This window comes from Pantoea sp. GL120224-02, from assembly GCF_900215395.1.
GTDB classification, from domain to species: domain Bacteria; phylum Pseudomonadota; class Gammaproteobacteria; order Enterobacterales; family Enterobacteriaceae; genus Pantoea; species Pantoea communis.
Genome location: NZ_OBEC01000006.1, coordinates 129,120 through 151,045, shown reverse-complemented (window position 1 = coordinate 151,045; position 21,926 = coordinate 129,120). Strand labels below are relative to the sequence as shown.

The following is a 21,926-nucleotide window of genomic DNA, read 5'->3' as shown; positions in this document are numbered from 1 at the left end:
ATTTAAAGTCAATAGAGTTCGTCCGTGAGCGAGAAAAGCGCAAGCAACGAGCAGGAACGGGACGAATCTGAACCGGAACGGCAATGAAGGCGCATGCAGCGCAGCAGTAGAACATTTAACCAATGGTAAGACCAGACAATAATTGATCTGACCCCATAAAATGATAAAAGGCCCCTGATGGAGCCTCTCTTTGGACTGGCAGCGACCTTAGTTGAGGATATTCAGAGTCACATCAATGTTGCCGCGCGTGGCGTTAGAGTACGGGCAAACAATGTGTGCCGCATCCACCAGTTTCTGCGCTTCGGCTGCATCCATCTCTGGCAGGTGGATGTTCAGTTTAGCTTCGATACCAAAACCGGTTGGAATTGGGCCGATACCGACTTCGCCTTCAATCCACGCATCTTTTGGCATGGTGATTTTGTCACGGCCAGCCACAAACTTCATCGCACCGAGGAAGCACGCTGAGTAACCCGCGGCGAACAGCTGCTCTGGGTTAGTGACTTCGCCGCCTGCGCCGCCCATCTCTTTTGGCACGCCCAGTTTCACATCCAGCACGTTGTCAGACGAAGTCGCACGACCATCACGGCCGCCGGTGGCTTTGGCTTTTGCGGTATAAACAACTTTATCTAAAGACATATTAACCTCACTATTCGCTATATAATCGCGCACTATATATCTATGCGCAGTTTTGACGTTGATATCCAGGATGCCGCATTGGCGACATCCAAAATGCTTTATTTGGCGCGGTTAAGATTGGTGCGCAAATCGTCCAGCTGATTTTTCAAAGCAATCAAGGTGTCATCGTCACAGGCGGTGGCACAGCGTACCGCCTCGGGAATGCTTTGTGCTCGTTCACGCAGCGCACGACCTTCATCTGTCAGGGTCACCACCACCTGGCGCTCATCGCGACGCGAACGCTGACGGCGTAACAAACCCGCGGCTTCTAAGCGTTTCAGCAGCGGCGTCAGCGTGGCTGAATCAAGGAAAAGCTGCTCGCCAATCTCCGTTACGGTCACATCATCCTGATTCCACAGCACCAGCATCACCAGGTATTGCGGATAGGTAATCTCCAGCTCAGCCAGCAGCTGGCGATAGACTTTGTGCATCGCCAGATTCGCCGAATAGAGCGCGAAGCAGAGGTGTTGATCAACCTGGAGTGGCGTCTGCTGCACTTTTTTGTCATCTTGATTACTGTTCATGCGATTCAATATAGATAGCGCGCTAGATAATTGCAAGCAACTTTATTCCGGAGTGTTAAAGATGCGTGATTCACTGGAAGAGCAAGCGCGCCGTTATGCCACGCAGGCACATGCTGCTGCGGGTCAGCGTCGCAAATACACCGATGAGCCTTACATAGTGCACCCAGCTGCGGTGGCCGAACTGGTGCGCAGCGTCACCGATGATGAACAGATGATTGCCGCCGCCTGGCTGCATGACACCGTGGAAGATACCCCGAGCACGTTACAGGACATTGAGAGCCATTTTGGACAGCGCGTCGCGCAGTTGGTCGACATGCTGACTGACAGCGCGCAGCCCGAGGCGAAAAACCGCGCCGCCCGCAAACTGGCGCACTTCCGCCATACCGCCGAAGCCTGTCCCGATGCGCAAACCATCAAGCTGGCCGATATCATCGACAACACCCGCGCCATTGTGCATTTCGATCCCGACTTTGCACGTATCTACCTGATTGAAAAACAGATCCAGATTCAGTTGTTGAATCAAGGCGATCCGCAATTGTGGCAGCAGGCAGAGCAGATCATTCAGCAAGGCATTGATCAGCTGGCGCAGCCACCACACAGCGTGCCAGAGAGTTGGTTTGTGAAACAGGCGGCGAAATACGGCGGATTGAGCTAAAAAAAACCCGCCGTGCAGGCGGGTCAGAGAACCGATAGTCTTTTTACTCGAGCAACTGCCGCCCCAGGTAGGGATTCGCTTGCAGCAGTTTCATCAGTTTACGTGCCGTAGCGGATGGGCGCGTGCGTTGCGCCTCCCAACTTTTTACAGATGAAACGCTCACCCCCATCACGCGGGCGAACTCATCCACCTGCATGCCGGTCATTTCGCGTAAACGCTGTGGCTCGGGAACGGATACTGCGTTGAGTGTAATTTCTGATACGGAAGGCTGTGCATCACGTGTCAAAACAATCTGCTCAAGGCTACTCAATAACTCGACCATTGGATCTTTTATTTCCATAGAGAACTCCTTAAAACTCACTATGAAGCACGTGAAAGTAGAGAGGTAAGCGCCACCAGGCGCTGAAACCCGGCCAAGTCAGGCTGTATCCCGCAGCGGTCTTTTCGATTTTTTATTAAACCGTTACGGGACACAGCCTGTTGCACACTGCGAAAAGATGTCATGGCAATGCAACAATCAGCCGGGTTACTAATTATGGGTCAAATCCCCGGCTTTGCTGCCTGATTACTGATTATTTTTTATTCTTACTTATGCCGCAGAAGGATCGATCACCATAAGTAACTGACCCGCCTGCACTTGCTGCCCAGCCTGCCGATAGAAACTATGGATTTTTCCACTGACTGGCGCCACGATCGGGATTTCCATCTTCATAGATTCGAGAATGCCTACCGTGGCACCCGCTTCAATCTCACTGCCTTCGTCAACCAACCATTGCCACACGCTGCCCGCCACCTGGCTCTCTACCGGGCTACACCCTGCAGGCACCGTAATCTCTTCAATACTCTGTTCCTGCAGCTGACTGTCGAAGGTGAATTGCCCTTCTGCTCGCCAGCACGCCAGTTCACAGTCAAAAGCCTGCTGACGTTGCTGCTGGAAGGCGTCGATTTCCTCCGCCTGCTCCACCAGCATCGCCTGATAATCTGCAAGGCGGAATTCGCCCTCTTCGCTCCGCAGCGGATAGTCACCCCACGGGAAACGCTCGCGAATGCTGAGCAATTCCTCGGCGCTGACCGGATAAAAACGGATTTGATCAAAGAAGCGCAGCAGCCACGGCTGTGTGAAGGCCGAGGTTTGTCGATCGCGGTTCCACATCTGCATGGTGCGCCCGACAAACTGATAACCGCCCGGCCCTTCCATGCCATAGACGCACATGTAAGCGCCGCCAATACCTACCGAGTTTTCTGCTGTCCAGGTGCGCGCCGGATTGTACTTCGTGGTCACCAGGCGATGACGCGGGTCGAGCGGCGTCGCCACGGGCGCACCGAGATAGACATCGCCCAGCCCCATCACCAGATAGGCGGCGCTGAACACGATCTCCTTCACCTCATCAATGCTGGCCAGACCATTGATGCGGCGGATAAATTCTATATTGCTAGGGCACCACGGCGCATTGGGGCGTACCGACTGACTGTAGCGGGTTATCGCCTCACGGCAGGCCGCATCGTCCCAGCTGAGCGGTAACCACACAGTACGCGAGGGCACAGCGGCCTCGCTGAGGTCGCCTAGCGCATGATCAATGTGCAAAATTTGCGCCAACAGCTCACTTCTCACACAGTGTTGTGCGTCGTAATGCACCTGTAGCGAACGGATGCCCGGCGTTAATTCCAGCTGACCCGGCAGAGAATGGGCTTCCAGCTGTTGCATCAGCGCGTGCACGCGGAAACGCAGGGCGATATCCAGCATCAAATCGCCATACTCTACCAGCAGAAAACGGTCACCTGCTGCACGCACACTGAGCGATGGGCGGCCATTTTCTGCCGCCTGATGGTGCAATAGTGGATCAATAAGGGGCAGCGCAGCGTTCACTGTAAGCGGTACTGATTGCAGTTTGATGATCGCTTCACGCTCTGCCTGCGCCAGTTGATCCGCACTGCTGAGATCGATCGGCAGGAAGCGCAAGCGATCCCCTGCTTTGAGCTGTCCGAGCTTCCACAGATCGGCTTCGATCACCGTGGCCGGGCAGACAAAGCCACCGAGCGAAGGACCGTCCGGGCCGAGGATCACCGGCATATCACCGGTAAAATCCACCGTGCCAAAGGCATAGGCGTTGTCGTGAATATTGGAAGGATGCATGCCCGCTTCACCGCCGTCGCTGCGCGCCCAGGTCGGTTTCGGTCCGATCAGGCGAATGCCGGTACGGCTGGAGTTATAATGCACCTGCCACTCAGCGGCAAAGAACGCCTCGATGTCATCATCGGTAAAGAAGGTCGGTGCGCCGTGCGGGCCGTAAATCACCCGCAGCTGCCATTCGCCGTTGAGTTCCGGCACCAACTCGCGAGGCAAGTCTGCCGTTGTCAGCACCTGCGGTTCGGCAAGATGCAATACATCGCCCGCCCGCAAAGCCCGCCCGGCGTGACCGCCAAACTTGCCGAGCGTAAAGGTGCTGCGGCTGCCAAGATAGCGCGGCGTATTCAAGCCGCCCGCCAGCAGCAGATAGCTGCGGCACCCTTCTCTCACATCGCCCAGCGTCAGGGTTTGCCCGGCCTGCGCGGTGACAATCTGATGCATCGTTAACGGCTGCAGATCCAGCTGCGCGGCAATCGGTGCGCCGGTCAGAACAAAACTGCACGCCTGATTAAAACGCAGCGTGGGACCGCGCAAGGTAATCTCCAGCCCCGCCGCCTGCGCGTCGTTATTCAATAAGCGATTACCCAACTGGAACGCGCGGCTGTCAAACGGGCCAGACGGCGGCACACCGACATGCCAGTAACCGACACGGCCAGGCGCATCCTGCACCGTGGTCAAGGTGCCGCCGCTGAGGATATCCAGCGTGGGCGGTTGCCACTGCACGCCGCCCAACGTGGCGGTGATGATGCGGCACTGCTGCACTTCCGGCAGGGAACAGAGATGGCGCAACCACAGCAGATTGGTTTCGATACCGTACAGCTCGGTGGCGTCCAGCACCTGTGCCAGACTGCGCAATGCCACCTCACGGCTGGCCGCATGCACAATCACTTTCGCCAGCATCGGATCGTAGAACGGCGATACTTCCATGCCGGTTTCCACGCTGCTGTCAATGCGCAGCGTGGCGTCCTCACTTTCCGTCGGGAACTGGACGTGACTGAGCAAACCGGCACTGGGCTGGAACTGTTTGGCCGGGTCTTCAGCGTACAGGCGCACCTGAATCGCATGGCCTTGCGCTTCGGTCGATAAGGTGTGCAGCGGCGGTAACGTTTGTTGTGCCAGCTCCACCATCCAGCGTACCAAATCCACGCCATACACCATTTCAGTGACGCCGTGCTCCACCTGCAAACGGGTGTTCACTTCAAGAAACCAGAACTGTTGGCTGGCATCATCGTAGACATACTCCACGGTGCCCGCGCTGCGGTAGTTGACCGCACGCGCCAGTCGCACCGCAGTTGCTTGTAGCTCAGCGCGAACCGCCGCACTCAATCCCGGTGCGGGCGTCTCTTCCAGCACTTTTTGGTTGCGGCGCTGAGCAGAACAGTCACGCTCGCCAAGGGCAATCACATTGCCAGCACCATCGCCAAAGATCTGCACCTCAATGTGGCGCGCGCGGGCGATAAACTTCTCTAAAAATACGCCATCGTCGGCGAAATTATTGCCTGCCAGTCGTTTAACACGCGTAAACGCCGCATTGAGCTGTTCGGCATCATCACAACGCTGCATGCCAATACCGCCGCCACCGGCGGTGCTTTTCAGCATTACCGGGTAGCCAATCTTCTCCGCCATCACTCGCGCTTCGTCCAGCGAAGTCAGCAAACCACTGCCCGGCAGCAGCGGCACCTGATTCTCCTGTGCCAGCGCACGCGCACGATGTTTTAAACCGAACGCGGCCATCTGCCCGGCACTCGGCCCGAGGAACTGCACGCCGGCCGCTTCACAGCGCGTCACAAACTCGGGATTTTCGCTGAGGAATCCGTAACCGGGATGCACTGCCTGCGCCCCGCTCTGTGCGGCAATTTCCAGTATTTTTTGCTGATTAAGATAAGTGTCTCGCACCTGCCCCTCGCCCAGCGACCAGGCTTCATCGGCCAGTCGCACATGGCGCGCGTGGCGGTCGGCTTCGGCATACACCGCAATCGCGCGGATGTTCATCGCTTGCAAGGTACGGATGATGCGCACAGCAATCGCGCCACGGTTGGCAATCAATACGCGATCAATCATGAGTGAAATCTCTTATTACGGCAGGTCGTCCTGCAGGGACAATGACGGCTTAAAAACGGGTCGTCCCGTTGCGTCAAAGATTCACCACACGCTGACTAAGATCGGCGTCGGGTTGTAACCGTTACAGGGATTGTTGAGCTGCGGGCAGTTGGAGATCAGCACCAGGATATTCATCTCCGCCACCATCTCGACGTATTTACCCGGTGCAGAAATGCCATCGGCGAAGGTCAAACCCCCGTCGTGCGTCACCGGCACGTTCATAAAGAAGTTGATGTTGTGGGCGATATCGCGACGCGTCAGGCCAAATTCTGGCTTCTCGGCCACCGCCAGCATCCAGCTGTCACGGCAGGAATGCATATGGCGCTTCTCCTGGTCGTAGCGCACGGTGTTGCTTTCACAGGAGCAGGCGCCGCCCAACGTATCGTGGCGACCACAGGTATCAGCGGTAATCGTCAGCATCGGGCGATCCAAGTTGGAACGCAGCACGCTGCCCGCACTGAGGAACACATTCTTTTGCCCGCGCAGCGTATCGCTCATGCTGTAACGCTCGGCAGTGTCGTCGCCGTTGAAGAACAGGGTATCGGCAGCCTGATTCCCTTCCAGATCGGTGATACGCAAGGTCTGGCCCGCTTCGATGCGCTGCAGCCAGTAATCACCGGCGTTCACCTGCTGCTGGAATGGCGCTTCGGCGGAATTGAGTAAGCTTTCAGTGATCATCAGATTTCTCCTTGCAGCTGATAGAGTGCGTTGTTGCGCAGTCCGCGCTGGTTTTCGGCACGCGCCAGGCAAATGTCCGGCAGCGGCGCGCGCTGGGCGTCCAGTGCGATCTGCACCGGCTGGCGCGGATATTCGCTGCTTACATTCAGCGGATGCGGGCAGGTGTGTAGGATCACCAGCGTGTCCATGGCGAAGCGCAGCCGCACCTGTGCGCCAGGTGCACCCTGCTGCTCCAGTTGCAGCGTGCCGTTATCATCGGCGCGCACCCTGGCAAACAGGTTGAGGCAAGAGGCCATATCACGCTGGCCGAGGCCGTATTTCGCCAGCTCGACGAGGAAACTGTCGTAGCCGTTTTGATGGCGCAGATTGCGCGCCTGCTGATAGTCGCTGGCGCCGAAGCGTGCGGCAGTGTGCTCAGCATTTAAGGTGCCGCAGACGCTCTCATGCCAGCCGAAGCTGTCTTCTTCGATGCCGCAGAAAATGCGTCCCATATCGGAGTAAAGGCAGTGCCCGGCCGTCAGGCGGAAAGTGTGCTGGCACTTCAGCGTATCGGGCGCGTTGTAGCGCTCCAGCAGATTTTCCGGGTTGTAGAACAGCATGCCGACGTTGGCACCGCCTTCAATATCGGTCAGTGTCAGCGCCGTACCGCTGCGCATCACCAGCGACCAGTGCGATCCCGCCGGTAACAGGGTTTGATAAGCATTCATGTATTGCTCCTTTAAGCCACCTGCGGCTCAGATGGCAGCGCAACATCAGGCTGTGTGCGATCCAGCGGCAGGTCGTAAGTGATAGTCGCGCCCCAGGCTTGCGGCGCGTGCGGGTCATGACGCAGTTTGTCGAACACCAGCAGGCGTGAAGCCAGGCTGAAGCCCTCTTTCAGGTCATGCGTGATCATAAAAATGGTCAGGTTGTGCTGCTGCCACAGGCGGGTAATCAGCTGGTGCATTTCACTGCGGATACCGGGATCGAGCGCACCAAACGGCTCATCAAGCAGCAGGATGCGCGGCTGTTTCATCAGCGCCTGTGCCAGCGCCAGGCGTTGCTGCATGCCGCCCGAGAGCTGGTGCGGGTATTTGTTTTGCGCATGCTCCAGGCCAACCTGCGCCAGCATTGCCTGCGCACGCTGACGAATCGCCTGCCGCTTTTTGCCCCACACACGTCCCAGCCAGCGGGCGCTGCTGAACTCTTCCGCCAGCATCACGTTGCCGAGCACCGTCAGATGGGGAAACACCGAATAGCGCTGGAATACCACGCCGCGATGGGCATCGGGTTCGTCGGGGATGGGTTCACCGTCCAGCAGCAGTTGGCCTTTGGTCGGCGATTCGGTGCCAAGTAGCATGTTGAGGAAAGTGGTTTTGCCACAGCCTGACGCCCCGACAATCGCCACAAACTCGCCCTGCTCGACGTTGATGTTGAGACGTTCCAGCACCACCTGATCGCCGTAATGCTTTTCGAGGTTTTTCAGTTGCAGTAATGGCATGGTTCGCTCCTGAATCATTTCGCGTGATACCACGGCCAGCAGCGACGGCTGATCAGCCGCAGCAGCAGGTCGAGCACAAAGGCCAGCAGCGCAATCCACGCCACGTACGGCAAAATCACATCCATCGCCAGATAACGGCGCATCAGGAAGATGCGATACCCCAGCCCTTCAGTGGCGGCAATCGCTTCAGCAGCAATCAGGAACAACCACGCTGACGCCAGCGACAGACGCACCGCATCCAGCAGACGCGGCATCATCTGCGGCAGAATCACGCGCCACAAAATCTGCGCGCTGTGCCCACCGAGCGTCTGCGCTTTCACCAGCTGCTCGCGCGGGATTTTCTCCACCTGCAGCTGCAAATCGCGCGCAATCAGCGGAGTAATGCCGATCACGATCAGCACCACTTTCGACACTTCGCCGAGGCCAAAGCAGATAAACAGAATCGGCAGAATTGCCAGCGGCGGCACCAGCGCGACTACCGTCACCAGCGGTGCCAGCACTGCCCGCACCACCGGCAGCGCGCCGGTGAACAGGCCAATCGCCAGCGCCAGCAGTGCGCTGATCGCCACCCCGCTCAGCAGGCGCATCAGGCTGGCGGCGGTGTCGGTCCACAGCAGGTATTCCCCGGTGCGCGGGCTGGGCTGAAACGCCATGCGACTGATGGCGTCCCCCATCGCGTTAAACCCTGGCAACAGTTTGTCTGCGGCGTTCAGGCTGAGACGCGCATCCGACGCGAACAGATAGACCAGCAGCAGCGCCAGCAGCGGCAGGATGCCTAGCAGCAGGCGACCGAGCAGCAGCGGTTGGTAGTTGATCAATTTACGCATCGGCATCGTCTCGCTTAAAGCTGACCCGCAGCGGCCAGTTTGGTGAACTCATCGGTGAAGCGCAGTTTCAGGTTGTTGGTATCGCCCCAATTGCCTGCTGGCGTTTCCACGCCCACCACATCAGCACTCGGTGCGCCTTCACCCAGTAAACCGTGCTTGAAGGAGAACTCTGCGACCAGCTGCATGGTGGCTTTCAACTGCGGGCTGTCGACAAAATCGAGGGTGGTTTTGGCATCGCTGAACAAGTGAGTGGCGGCCAACTGCTGATCGAAGCCCGCCAGATCGGTGCCGGAAGCCTGCGCCATTTGCGTGCGCGCAGCTTTGGCGCTGTCACTCGCGCCGGACATGGTTTTCAGCGTTTCATACCAGGCACCGGTCAGCGCCTTGCCCAACTGCGGATACTTTTTCAGCGTGGCGGTATTCACCACCAGCAGATCAAGGATTTCGCCGGGGATTTGTGCTGAAGAGAAGATTAAATGACTGTCTGGCTGCTTTTCCGCTTCGGCCAGCAGCGGGTTCCACGTGACGATGGAATGCACGTCAGACGTGCCGAACGCCGCCACCAGATCGGCATCCGCGGTGTTCACCACTTTGACATCCTTCTCGCTCATGCCCGATTTCTCTAGCGCACGCGCCAGCAGATAGTGAGAGACCGAGAGTTCGACCAGATTGATCGGCTTGCCTTTGAGCGAGGCAATGTTGCCTTTGCCCTTCAGCAAAATACCGTCATTGCCGTTGGAGTAGTCGCCGACGATCAGCGCCGTGCTGTCCACGCCGCCGGTGGCAGGAATGGTCAGGGCATCCATGTTGGTCATGGTGCAGCCGTCAAAGCCGCCGGCGGTGTACTGATTCACCGATTCGATGTAGTCATTGACCTGCACAAACTGGATGTCGATGCCGTATTTATCGGCCCATTTTTTCACGATGCCGCTCTGCTGGGCGAAATCCCATGGCATCCAGCCCGCGTAAATGGACCAACAGATCTTGAAGGAGGGTTTGTCGGCGGCCAGCGTATTGACGCTGAACAGTGCGACGGTGCAAAGCAACAGCAAGCGAAGGCAGGCTTTGATCATGATGGTTCCTCTGGCGTTAACGGGCGAAATAAAAGCAGGAGGCGGCGAGCAACGATCTCGCTTTCCTCCCGGGCTTTTGTCCCGCCGTGTAACCGTCAGAGGACGGTCGGTCACTCTCGGACCAGCATCTTTCGACCGGAACCCTAGTGACCCATTGCAAATTGTCTGGCGACATCGGTTGCCCGCTATCGCTCCTGCATCTGCATAAACACATTCAAAAAAAGTGCCAATATTTCAATTCATTGAAAAACAACATCATTCACGTTATTTCCAGTTCGAACGGTTCGCCTCGTGCACAGCAATGCAGCGTGAGCGCACCAACATGAAGCGCAACTTCCACCATGAATATTGATGCACCTCGCAGTTTTAAACGAAGCCCGAAAAAACTTTTACTTACTGTTCAAAGGGTTATTCCTGTCACGTACCTGTCATCTTTGAACCAATCCAATATTGGTTCGCTTCTTGCCTAAGCTGATAAATCCGATTGCTCAGCCTTTCATCAGTAAAAGTGCTGGTTAATCCGGGATTACCGATCTTTTTCTGATGCTTAAACAGGCGAACCAATCATGAGTCACACGTCAGATAGCGCCCGCAACTCCAGTTCTGCTCTGGAGCAACTGCGTCAACTGATCCAGCAACAGGAGCAGCAGCCCGACCGCGCGCTGCCCACGGAACGTGAACTGGCAGAGCGTTTTGGCGTCGGACGCCGTGAGATCCGCCGTGCTCTAGATGTGCTGGAAGAGGAGGGACGCATCTGGCGCAAACAGGGTAAAGGCACCTTTGTTGGTCCTGCTGCACCGGTGCAGCCGCTGGCACTGCACGACCTGCCGCAGCAGTCGAATCTGCTGGAAGTGATGGAAGCGCGCTTGCAACTGGAGCCAGAGTTAGCGCGACTGGCCGCCCTGCGCGCCAGTAAAGAGCAGATTGCACTGATGAAGCGCCTGCTGGAACGCATGAATGGCATCACGGCACCGGAGGATGGCGACCAGCACGAACTGTGGGACAGCGCCTTTCATCGCGCTATCGCGGAAGCCGCCGGTAATCGCTTGATGCTGGGCCTGTTCGACGCCGTGGATGCCGTGCGCCGCGATCCAGGTTGGCAGCATCTGCGCGTACAGGCACGCACCCCCGCCCGCCTCAACAACTATGACGACCATCATCAGCGCCTGGTGAATCACATCGCGCAACGCCAGCCGCATGAAGCCGCTGCCGCGATGCGCGAACACTTACTGGCACTGCAACAGGCGCTGCTTGAAGCGCTTTACAACCATCAGGAGGAGACGCCATGAACGATCACCCGGTGCTTAGCGTTCGCAACCTGAGCGTGCAGTTTCGCGGTTCGCCCGTTACGGTATTGGACGATATCTCTCTGACGCTGCACGCGGGTGAAACGCTGGCACTGGTTGGGGAATCGGGCTGCGGCAAAAGCATCACCTCACTCACATTGATGGGCCTGCAACCCGCCAGTGCTGAGATTTTACAAGGCGAGATGCAGTTCGACGGGCGCAGCCTGCGCGATCTTAGTGCCAGCGATTACGCCAGCCTGCGCGGCAATCAGCTGGCGATGATTTTCCAGGAGCCGATGACCTCGCTCAATCCGGCCTTCACCCTCGGCGATCAGCTCAGTGAAGCGGTGATGCGTCATCGCCGCGTCAATCGCCGCACGGCGATGGAAGCCGCGCTGACCATCCTGCAAAAAGTGCAGATTCCCGCCCCGGAAATGCGGCTCAAAGCCTATCCCCATCAGCTCTCTGGCGGCATGCGTCAGCGTGTGATGATCGCCATGGCATTGATTAACAATCCAAAGCTGCTGATTGCCGATGAGCCAACCACCGCACTCGATGTCACCATTCAGGCACAGATTCTTGCGCTGCTGAATACCCTGAAGCAGGAAACCGGCACCGCCGTATTGATGATTACTCATGACCTGGGCGTGGTGGCGGAAGTCGCGCAGCGTGTGGCGGTGATGTACGCCGGTCAGGTGGTAGAAACCGGCAGCGTGGAAGCGATTTTTAACGATCCCCAGCATCCGTACACCATTGGCCTGATGGGATCGATTCCCAGCCTGAGCGCACGCAGCGGCACACTGGCCACCATTCCTGGCCAGGTTCCATTACCGGAAAACATGCCCGCAGGGTGTCGTTTTGCCAACCGTTGCCCCTTTGCCGAACTCCGCTGCCAGCATAACCGCCCGATGCTGCGTGCGCTGGCTACCGATCATCAGGTCGCCTGTTTCCGCGCGCCGCTGGAACAGTACGTCTCGTTGGGAGAGATCGCATGAAGCCGATTTTAGAGTGCCGCGATTTAAGCAAAACCTTTGCCGGACCCAACCGCCTGTTCAAACGCAATCGCGGCGTCACCGCGGTTGATCGCGTGTCGTTACAGGTGATGCCGGGTGAGACGCTGGCGATTGTCGGCGAATCGGGGTCGGGTAAATCGACCCTCGGTCGTTTGCTGCTACGTCTGCTGGCGGCCAGTACCGGAGACGTGTTTTATCAGGGCGAAAGTATTACCGATGCCAGCGGCGCACGCCTGAATCAACTGCGCCGCGAACTGCAAATCATCTTTCAGGACCCCTTTGCCTCACTAAATCCGCGTATGACGGTGCAACAGATTGTCGGCGAGCCGCTGTGGCTGCATGAAAAACTGAGCCGAGAGGCGCGCCATGCGCGCGTCGCTGAGTTACTGCGCACCGTGGGTTTACCGGCTGCCTGGGCAGAGCGTTATCCGCACGAATTTTCCGGCGGTCAGCGTCAGCGTATCGGCATCGCCCGTGCCCTCGCCTCCCAACCCAAATTGCTGCTGGGCGATGAGCCGGTTTCCGCCTTAGACGTTTCCGTGCAGGCGCAGGTGGTGAATCTGCTGGAAAGCCTGAAACAGCAGTTTGGCCTGACGATGATCATCGTGGCGCACGGTCTGGCGGTGATTCGCCATATGAGCGATCGCGTGGCGGTGATGTATCTCGGCCAGATTGTTGAAGTCGCCACCGTGGACGAGATTTTTGACGCGCCGCTGCACCCCTATACCCAAGCGCTGATCGCCTCCGCGCCGCAGATGCAACCGGGTGTCAGCCGCCAGATTCCGATGTTGCAGGGCGATCTGCCCAATCCAGCCAATCCGCCCAGTGGCTGTCGTTTTCACACACGCTGCCCATGGGCGACATCGGATTGCCGTCAGTTTGAACCGATTAACCAGGTGCTGAGCGGTGGCCGCCAGATTGCCTGTCATCGCTGGCAAGAGATTAACCGCGATCGCAGCGTCATCGTGATTGCCCCCCCTTCTGCCGCCTTTTTACGTCGCCGCGCGCTGTTTGAGCAGGCGGCCAAGCAACAAGCCTAACCCTCTGGAGATTCGCCTGTGAAGAAAGCTCGATTAACCTTACTCACGGCCGTAAGCGGCCTGCTCTTGCTCGGTGCCAGTGCACACAGCCAGGCGAAAAGTGTGATTCGCATTGGTCTGGGTGCCGACCCGGACATGCTCGATCCGCATCTGGCGCGCACCTATTACGGACGTTTCGTGTTTGCGGCTATGTGCGACCGCTTGGTGGATGTGGATGAGAACCTGAAAGTGGTGCCCGGCCTGGCAACCGATTGGGCGTGGAGTGATGACGGTAAAACCCTGACTATGAACCTGCGCGAGGGCGTGACCTTCCAGGATGGCGAGAAGTTTGATGCCAACGCGGTGAAGTTTAATATTGAGCGTGCGCTGACGCTGCCGGGTTCGCTGCGTAAAAGCGAAATCTCTTCCATCGACAGCGTGGAAGTCAGCGGGCCGATGCAGGTGAAATTCCACCTGAAAACACCGGATGCGGCGCTGCTCAGCCAGCTCACCGACCGCGCTGGCGCGATGCTGGCACCGGAAGCCGCTAAAAAACCGGACTTCGCGACCCATCCAGTCTGCTCCGGCCCGTATCAGTTTGCCAGCCGCGTGCAGCAGGACCGTATCGTGTTGACGCGCTTTGAAAACTACTGGAACAAAAGCGCATACCACTTCGATAAAGTGATTTTCCTGCCGATCCCGGATGCCTCAGTGCGTCTCGCCAACCTGCGCGCAGGCGATCTCGACCTGACAGAAGGCGTGGCGGCCAGCGATGTGAAAACGGTTGAAGGCGACAGCAAGCTGGCGCTGGCCAAAGTCACCGGCCTCGGTTATCAGGGCATCACCTTCAACATCAATAACGGCAAGGTTGACGCCAACAGCCCGCTAAAAGATCCGCGCGTACGTGAGGCCTTCTCGCTGGCGATCGATCGCGATGCGCTGAATCAGGTGGCGTTTGAAGGCTTATATACCCCATCCAACCAAGCCTTCTCGCCGGTCAGTGCCTATCACGTCAACACCCCAATCAGTACACGCGATGTGGAGAAAGCCAAAGCGTTGCTGAAGACGGCGGGTGTCACCACGCCGCTCAATCTGACGCTGCTGGTCACCAACAATCCAACCGCACAGCAGGTCGGCCAGGTGATTCAGGCGATGGTCGGTGAAGCGGGCATTAACCTCAACTTGCAGATGAGTGAGTTCGCCAGCTTGTTGGATCGTCAGCAGCGCGGCGATTACCAGCTCAGCTTATCTGGCTGGTCCGGCCGTCCCGATCCCGATGGCAGCATCTACTCGTTTATCAACAGCAAAGGCACGCTCAACGACGGCCGCTACAGCAATCCCCAGGTTGATGAGTGGCTGAACGCCGCACGTCTTACCAACGATCAGGCGCAGCGCCAGGCGTTGTACACCAAGGTGGTGAATCAGCTGCAAACCGATATGCCAATCGCCTATCTCTATTTCGAGCCGCGCATCTTCGGCATGACGAAAAAACTGCAGGGCTTTAAAGCCTGGCCTGATGGCTTAGTACGCCTCGCGGGTGTGAGCATGGCGCAGTAAACCGCTGAGGAGCGATGATGCTGGAACTGATAGTTAAACGCTTACTGCTGGCGATCCCCACGCTGCTGCTGGTGAGCATCATGGTGTTTGCGCTGCAAAAGCTGCTGCCGGGCGATCCGGTGCTGGCGATGGCGGGTGAGGAGCGCGATCCTGCGGTCATCGCACAGCTGCGGGCGGAATATCACCTGGATGATCCGATTCCCACGCAGTATTTCTCGTGGATCGGCAATGCGCTGAAGGGTGATCTGGGCATGTCACTGCGCACCAAAGAGCCGGTGACCTCGCTGATCGCCAGTAAGTTGCCGGTAACGCTGGAGCTGTCCCTGCTGGCGATGGTGATTGCGCTGGGGATTGGCATCAGCATGGGCATTATCGCGGCGGTGCGCAAAGACACCTGGGTCGATCACACCACCAATTTTGTCGCGCTCTCCGGCATATCGGTGCCGCATTTCTGGCTGGGGATTCTGCTGATCCTGCTGTTTTCCGTGCATCTGCAATGGCTGCCAGCCTCAGGCTTTGTCCCCATCAGTGAAGATGTGGCGCAGAACCTGAAAACGCTGCTGCTGCCCGCTTTAGTGCTGGGGACTGGCCTCGCCGCCACACTGATGCGCCATACACGAGCATCGATGATCAGCGTGCTAAAGGCCGATTACATCCGCACCGCGCGCGCCAAAGGTCTGCTGGCCCCCAAAGTGGTGCTGAAACATGCCTTCCGTAACGCACTGATGCCGATCGTCACGCTCACCACCTTGCTGTTTGGTGAGCTGCTGGGCGGTGCGGTGTTAACCGAGCAGGTTTTCACCCTACCCGGTTTCGGCAAGATGATTGTCGATGCGGTGTTTAACCGTGATTACGCGGTGGTACAAGGTGTGGTGCTGGTGGTGGCGATCGGCTTTCTGCTGCTGAATCTGCTGGCCGATGTGCTCTATCTGTTAATCAATCCGAAAATGCGAGGCTAACCATGAGCGAGGTGTTAACAGCAGGCGCAGTGCCTGCGGTTGCAAAGCCCAACCGCCGGGTGCTGAAGAAATTTCTGCGTAATAAGAGTGCGCTGATCGGCGCGGTGATCGTGCTGCTGTTTGTAGCCGTGGCGCTGCTGGCGCCCTGGCTGGCACCGGCCGATCCGATCAAGGCAAACTTCCTTGCCGTGCGCAAAGCCCCTTCCGCGCTGTTCTGGTTGGGCACGGATGAACTGGGCCGCGATATTCTGTCGCGTCTGATTTGGGGGGCGCGCACCTCTCTGCTGGCGGGCTGTATTTCCGTGATGATCGCCATTTTGATTGGCGTGCCGCTGGGCTTAATTGCCGGTTACTGGCGGGGGTGGTGCGATGGCATTATCTCGCGCTTTATCGAAGCGCTGCTCGCCTGCCCGTTTCTGATTCTGGCGATTGCGTTGGGTGCTTTTCTTGGGCCGAGTTTATCCAATGCGATGATCGCCATTGGGCTTTCCGCCATGCCGATCTTTGCCCGTTTGACGCGCGGCCAGGTGATTGCCATCCGCCATGAAGAGTATATCGACGGGGCGCGCGCCATCGGTTTACCGGACCGCTGGATCATCCTGCGTTATGTGCTGCCCAACGTGCTGTCGCCGATTCTGGTACAGGCCACGCTGGCGATTGCCTCGGCGATCATCACGGAAGCCAGCTTGTCATTTCTCGGCCTTGGCCAGCAGCCGCCGTCACCTTCCTGGGGCGCGATGCTGAACACCGCAAAAGGCTATCTTGAGCAGGCACCCTGGATGTCGATTTTCCCTGGATTGGCCATTTTTCTCACTGTGCAGGGCTTCAATCTGCTGGGTGACGGACTGCGCGACGCACTTGATCCGCGCAATGACTCACATTAAGGAACCGTTATGAGCGATTTGGATTTCAACGTTAGTTATGTCTCGCACCGCGCCCCAATGATGGGCCGCAATGCAGTCGCCACCTCACAGCCGCTGGCGGCACAGGCGGGGATGCGCATGTTGCAACAGGGCGGTAATGCGGTAGATGCGGCGATTGCCAGCGCGATGGCGCTCACCGTACTGGAACCCACCGGCAACGGCATTGGCAGCGATGCGTTTGCCATTATCTGGGATGGGAAAGCGCTGCATGGCTTAAATGCCTCCGGTCGCTCCCCCGCCAGCTGGAATGCAGAACGCTTTGCCGGACAGAGCACCATGCCGGAAACCGGTTGGGAAGCCGTGACCGTACCGGGCGCGGTTTCTGCCTGGGTCACGCTGGCCGAGCGCTTTGCCACGCTGCCGCTGACCACACTGGCACAACCGGCGATCGAGTACGCCCGCGACGGCTTCCCGGTTTCGCCGCTGATCGCCCATCTGTGGCAGCGCGGCTACAACAAACTGAAGTCTCAGCCGGGTTTTGTTGAGTGTTTTGCGCCAGATGGCCGACCGCCGCGTGCTGGTGAGCTTTTCCGTAACCCGGCGCAGGCCGCCACACTGCAGAAAATCGCCGAAACCAGGGGGGAAGCCTTCTATCGGGGCGATCTGGCGGAAAAAATGGTGGCATTTGCCGGGCAGCACGGCGCGGCACTGAGCATGGCCGATCTCAACAACCATCGCGCCGATTGGGTGGATCTGTTGTCACGCCCGTTTGCCGATGGCTCGGTGCAGGAATTACCGCCCAACGGTCAGGGCATCGCCACTCTAATTGCGCTCGGCATTCTGGAGCAGTGGGACATCGGCAGCTACACGCCTGATTCCGTGCCGTGGCTGCACTTGTCGATTGAAGCGATGAAGCTGGCGCTGGTCGATCTGGATCGTTACGTCACCGATTACGACCATCTGGAATTCCCGGCAGAGTTGCTGCTGAGTGACAGCTACCTCAAGCAGCGCGCTCAGCTCATCAATCCTGACCAGGCCGGGGATTTTACCTTCGGCTCCCCGCAGCAGAGCGGCACCGTGTATCTGTCGACTGCCGATGCTAGCGGCATGATGGTGTCCTTTATTCAGTCCAACTATATGGGCTTTGGTTCAGGCGTGGTGGTGCCGGGCACCGGCATCAGCTTGCAGAATCGCGGTTGCGGCTTCTCGCTCGATCCGCAGCATCCGAACGTAGTGGCCGGTAGCAAACGTCCTTTCCACACTATTATTCCGGCGTTTGCGCTGGATGCGGCGGGACAGCCATTGATGTCGTTTGGCGTGATGGGCGGCCCGATGCAGGCGCAGGGGCACTTACAGCTGGCGTTGCGCATCATGCAGCACAAGCAAAACCCGCAGGCAGCGATTGATGCGCCGCGCTGGCGTGTTGAGCAAGGCCGTGCGGTGGTGGTGGAACCGGGTATCGACCGTAATGTGCTGGCGAAACTGCGCGAAATGGGTCACCAGATTACGGTGGAGGATCCATTACAGAGCTACAACTTTGGCGGTGCGCAGGCGATTGTGCGTGACCCGCAGGGCTTCTACATTGCCGCCACTGAAAGCCGGAAGGATGGGCAGGCGCTGGTGTTTTAAATCACAATCTGGCGGCATCAGTGCGGACTGCCAGATGCCGCCAGGTGATTTCAGCCTTTGGGTTCGGTTTTTGCCTGCTTTCGTTGGTGTCGATGGAGTACAACCTCCAGGGTCGACCACCCGCACATTTCTTTCATGACCTTAATCCGGCGCGCCAGAGTGCGCCTTTTCCCACAGTTTGCCGCGCCTCAACCCGTTGTACACGCCAGGCCATTGCACTATCCTTTAGGACCATTCCCACCGAATCGAAATTAGCCATAACAGGAGTTCAACATGGCGTCAGGATTATCCCGCATCTGGATGCGTACCGGCATGCTTATGATCAGCGCACTGGTTGTGCTGCAACTTACCGCCTGTGGCGATAAAGAAGGCGATCAACGTAAAGCCTTCACAGACTTCCTGCAGAACACCGCAATGCGCAGCGGCGAGCATCTGCCCAGCCTGAGCGAAAACCAGAAGCAGACTTTTGGCAACTACGCGGGCGACTACGCCATTTTGTATGGCTTCTCACAGCAGGCCAATCAGGCGGTTGAGCAAGGCATGCGCCCTGTGGTTGATGAACTGGCTGCGATTCGTGTGCCACAAGATTATCTGACCCGTCGCGATAGTCTGCGTCAGGCGAGCGGCAACCTCAGTGTGCTGTCACAGCAGATTCAGAGTGCCAAAATGCAGGCCGACAGCAGCAAAGCCACGCTGAAGCAGCCTGACGATCTGAAGAAAGTGTATGACAGCGTCTACGCCAAAGTGGTGACGCAGCCAGCGGGTACACTGATTCCGCTACTGCCTCAGCTTCAGGCGTTGAGCCAGGCGGCGGTGCAAACCGGTGATTATCTGCAGTCGCAGGGCACGCGTGTGACCTTCAATGACGGTGGCGTTCAGTTCCCAACGCAGGATCAGGCCACGCAGTACAATACCCTGATGAGCAACCTTTCCAGCAATGCTCAAGCCCTGACTCAGGCACAGAATGCTGTGCAGGGTGGTTTGTAACCTCGCTTTGAATGCGTTCAGGGGCGACTAACAGGTCGCCCTTTTCCTGACATACTTTTCATTGCATCTTTCAGATTTTTCGTCACTTCCTTACACCTTACTTATCAGCATCGCTATTGTGTGATCTGACGCATTTTCAACCAAAAATAGTTTGTGATCTCAATCACACTTATGAAACAAACCTGAGAGCTGCAAAGGTGACTTAAGTCACATTTATCCCGTTGTTTTGCTTAAAATTTCGCCTTCGTACTTTTCTTACACTCTATTTATGTGATCTTCATCACCTTATAGCACCCTGACCACCCCAATTTTGAGTGATCTGCATCACACTTATCCCGGATGCTACGCAGCGTAATAAACTAGTGCTAGAGTCCGCGTGCATACAGTGATGCCACGGCCCGCGCCGGAACGGCTCAATAAAAGTCTTAACAAAAACAACCGCGCTCTTATTGCAGCGCGTCTCAATAAGGGGTGGGTTTATGTCCTCATCAGCGAAGGTCAAGGTCCAGAGCTTTGGTCGCTTTCTGAGTAACATGGTGATGCCAAACATCGGTGCGTTTATCGCCTGGGGTATCATCACAGCACTGTTCATCCCAACCGGATGGATTCCAAACGCAACGCTGGCGAAACTCGTCGGCCCAATGATCACTTACCTGCTGCCATTGTTGATCGGTTTCACCGGTGGACGTCTGGTGGGCGGCGATCGCGGTGGCGTGGTCGGTGCCATTACCACCATGGGTGTGATTGTCGGTGCAGATATGCCGATGTTCCTCGGCGCGATGATTGCCGGTCCACTGGGCGGCTGGGCGATCAAAACCTTTGACCGTATGGTTGATGGTAAAATCAAAAGCGGCTTTGAGATGCTGGTTAACAACTTCTCAGCCGGTATCATCGGTATGCTGTTGGCGCTGCTGGCGTTCATCGGCATCGGTCCATTGGTTGAAGGTCTGTCACACATTCTTGCGGCGGGCGTAAACCTGATGGTGCAGAACAACCTTCTGCCACTGACTTCTATCTTTGTTGAACCGGCGAAAATCCTGTTCCTCAACAACGCCATCAACCACGGTATCTTCTCGCCACTGGGTATCCAGCAGGCTAGCGAAGCCGGTAAATCCATCTTCTTCCTGATTGAAGCGAACCCAGGCCCAGGTATGGGTGTACTGGTTGCCTACATGATTTTTGGTCGCGGTAGCGCTAAGCAGTCTGCAGGCGGTGCGGCAATCATCCACTTCCTCGGTGGTATCCACGAAATTTACTTCCCGTACGTGCTGATGGCGCCACGTCTGCTGCTGGCAGTGATCCTCGGTGGTATGACAGGCGTGTTCACCCTGACCGTACTGAACGGCGGTCTGGTGTCTCCAGCGTCTCCGGGTTCTATTCTCGCAGTACTGGCGATGACGCCAAAAGGCGCATACTTCGCCAACATCGCGGCCATCATCGCGGCGTTTGCCGTCTCCTTCGTGGTCTCTTCTATCCTGCTGAAAACCAGCAAAGTAAAAGAAGATGACGACATCGAAGCTGCGACTCAGCGTATGCGTGATATGAAAGCGCAGTCGAAAGGTCAGGCCGTTGCCGGTTCTCCGGTTATCGCCGATGCCAACAGTGTTGATGTGAGCCACGTGCGTAAAATCATCGTGGCCTGTGATGCCGGTATGGGTTCCAGCGCCATGGGTGCAGGTGTGCTGCGTAAGAAAGTGCAGGATGCCGGCCTGAGCAATATCTCGGTGACCAACAGCGCGATTAACTCACTGCCGGGCGATGTGGATCTGGTGATTACTCACCGCGATCTGACCGAGCGTGCGATGCGCCAGGCACCGCAGGCGCAGCATATTTCGCTGAACAACTTCCTCGATAGCGCGCTGTACAGCAATCTGACTGAACGTCTGATCGCCGCTAACCGCAGTGAAGCACATCGTGAAACCGTGCAGACCACGCTGGCAGACAGCTACGACGATGGCAGTGCTAACTTGTTTAAATTGGGCGCGGACAACGTGTTCCTGGGCTTGAGCGCCAGCAACAAAGAGCAGGCGATTCGCTTTGCTGGTGAGCAGTTGGTGAAAGGCGGTTATGTCCAGCCAGAGTACGTTGAAGCGATGCTGGAACGTGAAAAGCTGACCCCGACCTATCTCGGTGAGTCTATCGCCGTGCCACACGGCACCGTGGAAGCCAAAGATCGCGTGCTGAAAACTGGCGTGGTGTTCTGCCAGTACCCTTCGGGCGTATTGTTTGGCGAAGAAGCCGATGACGTGGCGCGCCTGGTGATTGGTATTGCGGCTCGCAATAACGAACACATTCAGGTGATTACCAGCCTGACCAACGCGCTGGATGATGACAGCGTGATTGAGAAGCTGGCGAACACCACCAGCGTGCAGGATGTGCTGGATCTGCTGTCAGGTAACACCGTGAAAGCGTAATACCACGTTTTAATTTCCCTGGGGCGGGCAAGCCCGTCCCACATTTCCGGGGCGGATTT

Annotated in this window: 19 protein-coding genes and 1 riboswitch; of the genes, 10 read left to right on the top strand and 9 right to left on the bottom strand. The window is 57.4% G+C overall.

The window, feature by feature from the left end; genetic code table 11:
• Window positions 1-207 precede the first annotated feature (207 nt).
• Entirely contained in the window at window positions 208-636 is a 429-nt protein-coding gene (locus CRO33_RS13660; protein ID WP_097118485.1) for an organic hydroperoxide resistance protein, read from the bottom strand.
• Between the two features lie 98 nt (window positions 637-734).
• Window positions 735-1,199 carry a MarR family winged helix-turn-helix transcriptional regulator gene (locus tag CRO33_RS13655; RefSeq protein ID WP_097118484.1) on the bottom strand — a complete coding sequence of 155 codons (465 nt, stop codon included), beginning with the start codon at window positions 1,197-1,199 and terminating at the stop codon, window positions 735-737.
• A 61-nt stretch (window positions 1,200-1,260) separates the two neighbouring features.
• Between CRO33_RS13655 and CRO33_RS13650 the strand changes: the two genes are divergently transcribed.
• Entirely contained in the window at window positions 1,261-1,854 is a 594-nt protein-coding gene (locus CRO33_RS13650; RefSeq protein WP_045815024.1) for an HD domain-containing protein, read from the top strand.
• 43 nt (window positions 1,855-1,897) lie between these two features.
• On the opposite strand, the gene CRO33_RS13645 is transcribed toward CRO33_RS13650, so the two are convergent.
• The 7 genes from CRO33_RS13645 to CRO33_RS13615 form a co-directional block, all read right to left on the bottom strand.
• The gene (locus tag CRO33_RS13645; protein ID WP_034827767.1) at window positions 1,898-2,194 is read right to left on the bottom strand and encodes an HTH-type transcriptional regulator; all 297 of its coding nucleotides are present in this window, start codon (window positions 2,192-2,194) and stop codon (window positions 1,898-1,900) included.
• A 249-nt stretch (window positions 2,195-2,443) separates the two neighbouring features.
• Window positions 2,444-6,043 carry an urea carboxylase gene (uca, locus tag CRO33_RS13640; RefSeq protein ID WP_097118483.1) on the bottom strand — a complete coding sequence of 1,200 codons (3,600 nt, stop codon included), beginning with the start codon at window positions 6,041-6,043 and terminating at the stop codon, window positions 2,444-2,446.
• An 81-nt stretch (window positions 6,044-6,124) separates the two neighbouring features.
• A complete protein-coding gene (locus tag CRO33_RS13635) occupies window positions 6,125-6,760 on the bottom strand; it encodes an urea amidolyase associated protein UAAP2 (RefSeq protein WP_097118482.1) in 636 nt (211 codons plus the stop codon).
• A complete protein-coding gene (locus CRO33_RS13630) occupies window positions 6,760-7,467 on the bottom strand; it encodes an urea amidolyase associated protein UAAP1 (RefSeq protein ID WP_097118481.1) in 708 nt (235 codons plus the stop codon). Before CRO33_RS13630 ends, CRO33_RS13635 begins: the two co-directional genes overlap by 1 nt.
• An 11-nt stretch (window positions 7,468-7,478) precedes the next feature.
• Window positions 7,479-8,240: an ABC transporter ATP-binding protein gene (locus tag CRO33_RS13625; RefSeq protein ID WP_097118480.1), complete on the bottom strand. Its 762-nt coding sequence runs from the start codon at window positions 8,238-8,240 to the stop codon at window positions 7,479-7,481.
• A 14-nt stretch (window positions 8,241-8,254) separates the two neighbouring features.
• On the bottom strand, window positions 8,255-9,067 hold the full coding sequence (locus CRO33_RS13620; protein ID WP_097118544.1) for an ABC transporter permease: 813 nt from the start codon (window positions 9,065-9,067) through the stop codon (window positions 8,255-8,257).
• A gap of 14 nt (window positions 9,068-9,081) precedes the next feature.
• Entirely contained in the window at window positions 9,082-10,140 is a 1,059-nt protein-coding gene (locus CRO33_RS13615; protein WP_058961101.1) for a putative urea ABC transporter substrate-binding protein, read from the bottom strand.
• A gap of 63 nt (window positions 10,141-10,203) precedes the next feature.
• Window positions 10,204-10,298: riboswitch (guanidine-I (ykkC/yxkD leader) on the bottom strand.
• Window positions 10,299-10,706: 408 nt separating this feature from the next.
• On the opposite strand from CRO33_RS13615, the gene CRO33_RS13610 reads away from it, so the two are divergent.
• The 9 genes from CRO33_RS13610 (at window position 10,707) to CRO33_RS13570 (ending at window position 21,867) form a co-directional block, all read left to right on the top strand.
• Complete coding sequence (locus CRO33_RS13610; RefSeq protein ID WP_097118479.1) at window positions 10,707-11,429, top strand: FadR/GntR family transcriptional regulator; 723 nt, start codon at window positions 10,707-10,709, stop codon at window positions 11,427-11,429.
• Window positions 11,426-12,421, top strand: coding sequence for an ABC transporter ATP-binding protein (locus tag CRO33_RS13605; RefSeq protein ID WP_097118478.1), 996 nt, complete (start codon window positions 11,426-11,428; stop codon window positions 12,419-12,421). The genes CRO33_RS13610 and CRO33_RS13605 overlap by 4 nt, the downstream gene beginning before the upstream one ends.
• Window positions 12,418-13,479 (top strand): ABC transporter ATP-binding protein, encoded by a 1,062-nt coding sequence (locus CRO33_RS13600; RefSeq protein ID WP_058961107.1) that lies wholly within the window; start codon window positions 12,418-12,420, stop codon window positions 13,477-13,479. Before CRO33_RS13605 ends, CRO33_RS13600 begins: the two co-directional genes overlap by 4 nt.
• Before the next feature lie 18 nt (window positions 13,480-13,497).
• Window positions 13,498-15,015: an ABC transporter substrate-binding protein gene (locus CRO33_RS13595; protein ID WP_097118477.1), complete on the top strand. Its 1,518-nt coding sequence runs from the start codon at window positions 13,498-13,500 to the stop codon at window positions 15,013-15,015.
• Between the two features lie 17 nt (window positions 15,016-15,032).
• Complete coding sequence (locus CRO33_RS13590; RefSeq protein WP_034827746.1) at window positions 15,033-15,974, top strand: ABC transporter permease; 942 nt, start codon at window positions 15,033-15,035, stop codon at window positions 15,972-15,974.
• A gap of 2 nt (window positions 15,975-15,976) precedes the next feature.
• On the top strand, window positions 15,977-16,858 hold the full coding sequence (locus tag CRO33_RS13585) for an ABC transporter permease (RefSeq protein WP_097118476.1): 882 nt from the start codon (window positions 15,977-15,979) through the stop codon (window positions 16,856-16,858).
• 9 nt (window positions 16,859-16,867) lie between these two features.
• Window positions 16,868-18,466 carry a gamma-glutamyltransferase family protein gene (locus CRO33_RS13580; protein WP_097118475.1) on the top strand — a complete coding sequence of 533 codons (1,599 nt, stop codon included), beginning with the start codon at window positions 16,868-16,870 and terminating at the stop codon, window positions 18,464-18,466.
• 273 nt (window positions 18,467-18,739) lie between these two features.
• Complete coding sequence (locus CRO33_RS13575) at window positions 18,740-19,453, top strand: DUF3053 domain-containing protein (protein ID WP_097118474.1); 714 nt, start codon at window positions 18,740-18,742, stop codon at window positions 19,451-19,453.
• 479 nt (window positions 19,454-19,932) lie between these two features.
• Window positions 19,933-21,867 (top strand): PTS mannitol transporter subunit IICBA, encoded by a 1,935-nt coding sequence (locus CRO33_RS13570; RefSeq protein WP_097118473.1) that lies wholly within the window; start codon window positions 19,933-19,935, stop codon window positions 21,865-21,867.
• Window positions 21,868-21,926: the final 59 nt, after the last annotated feature.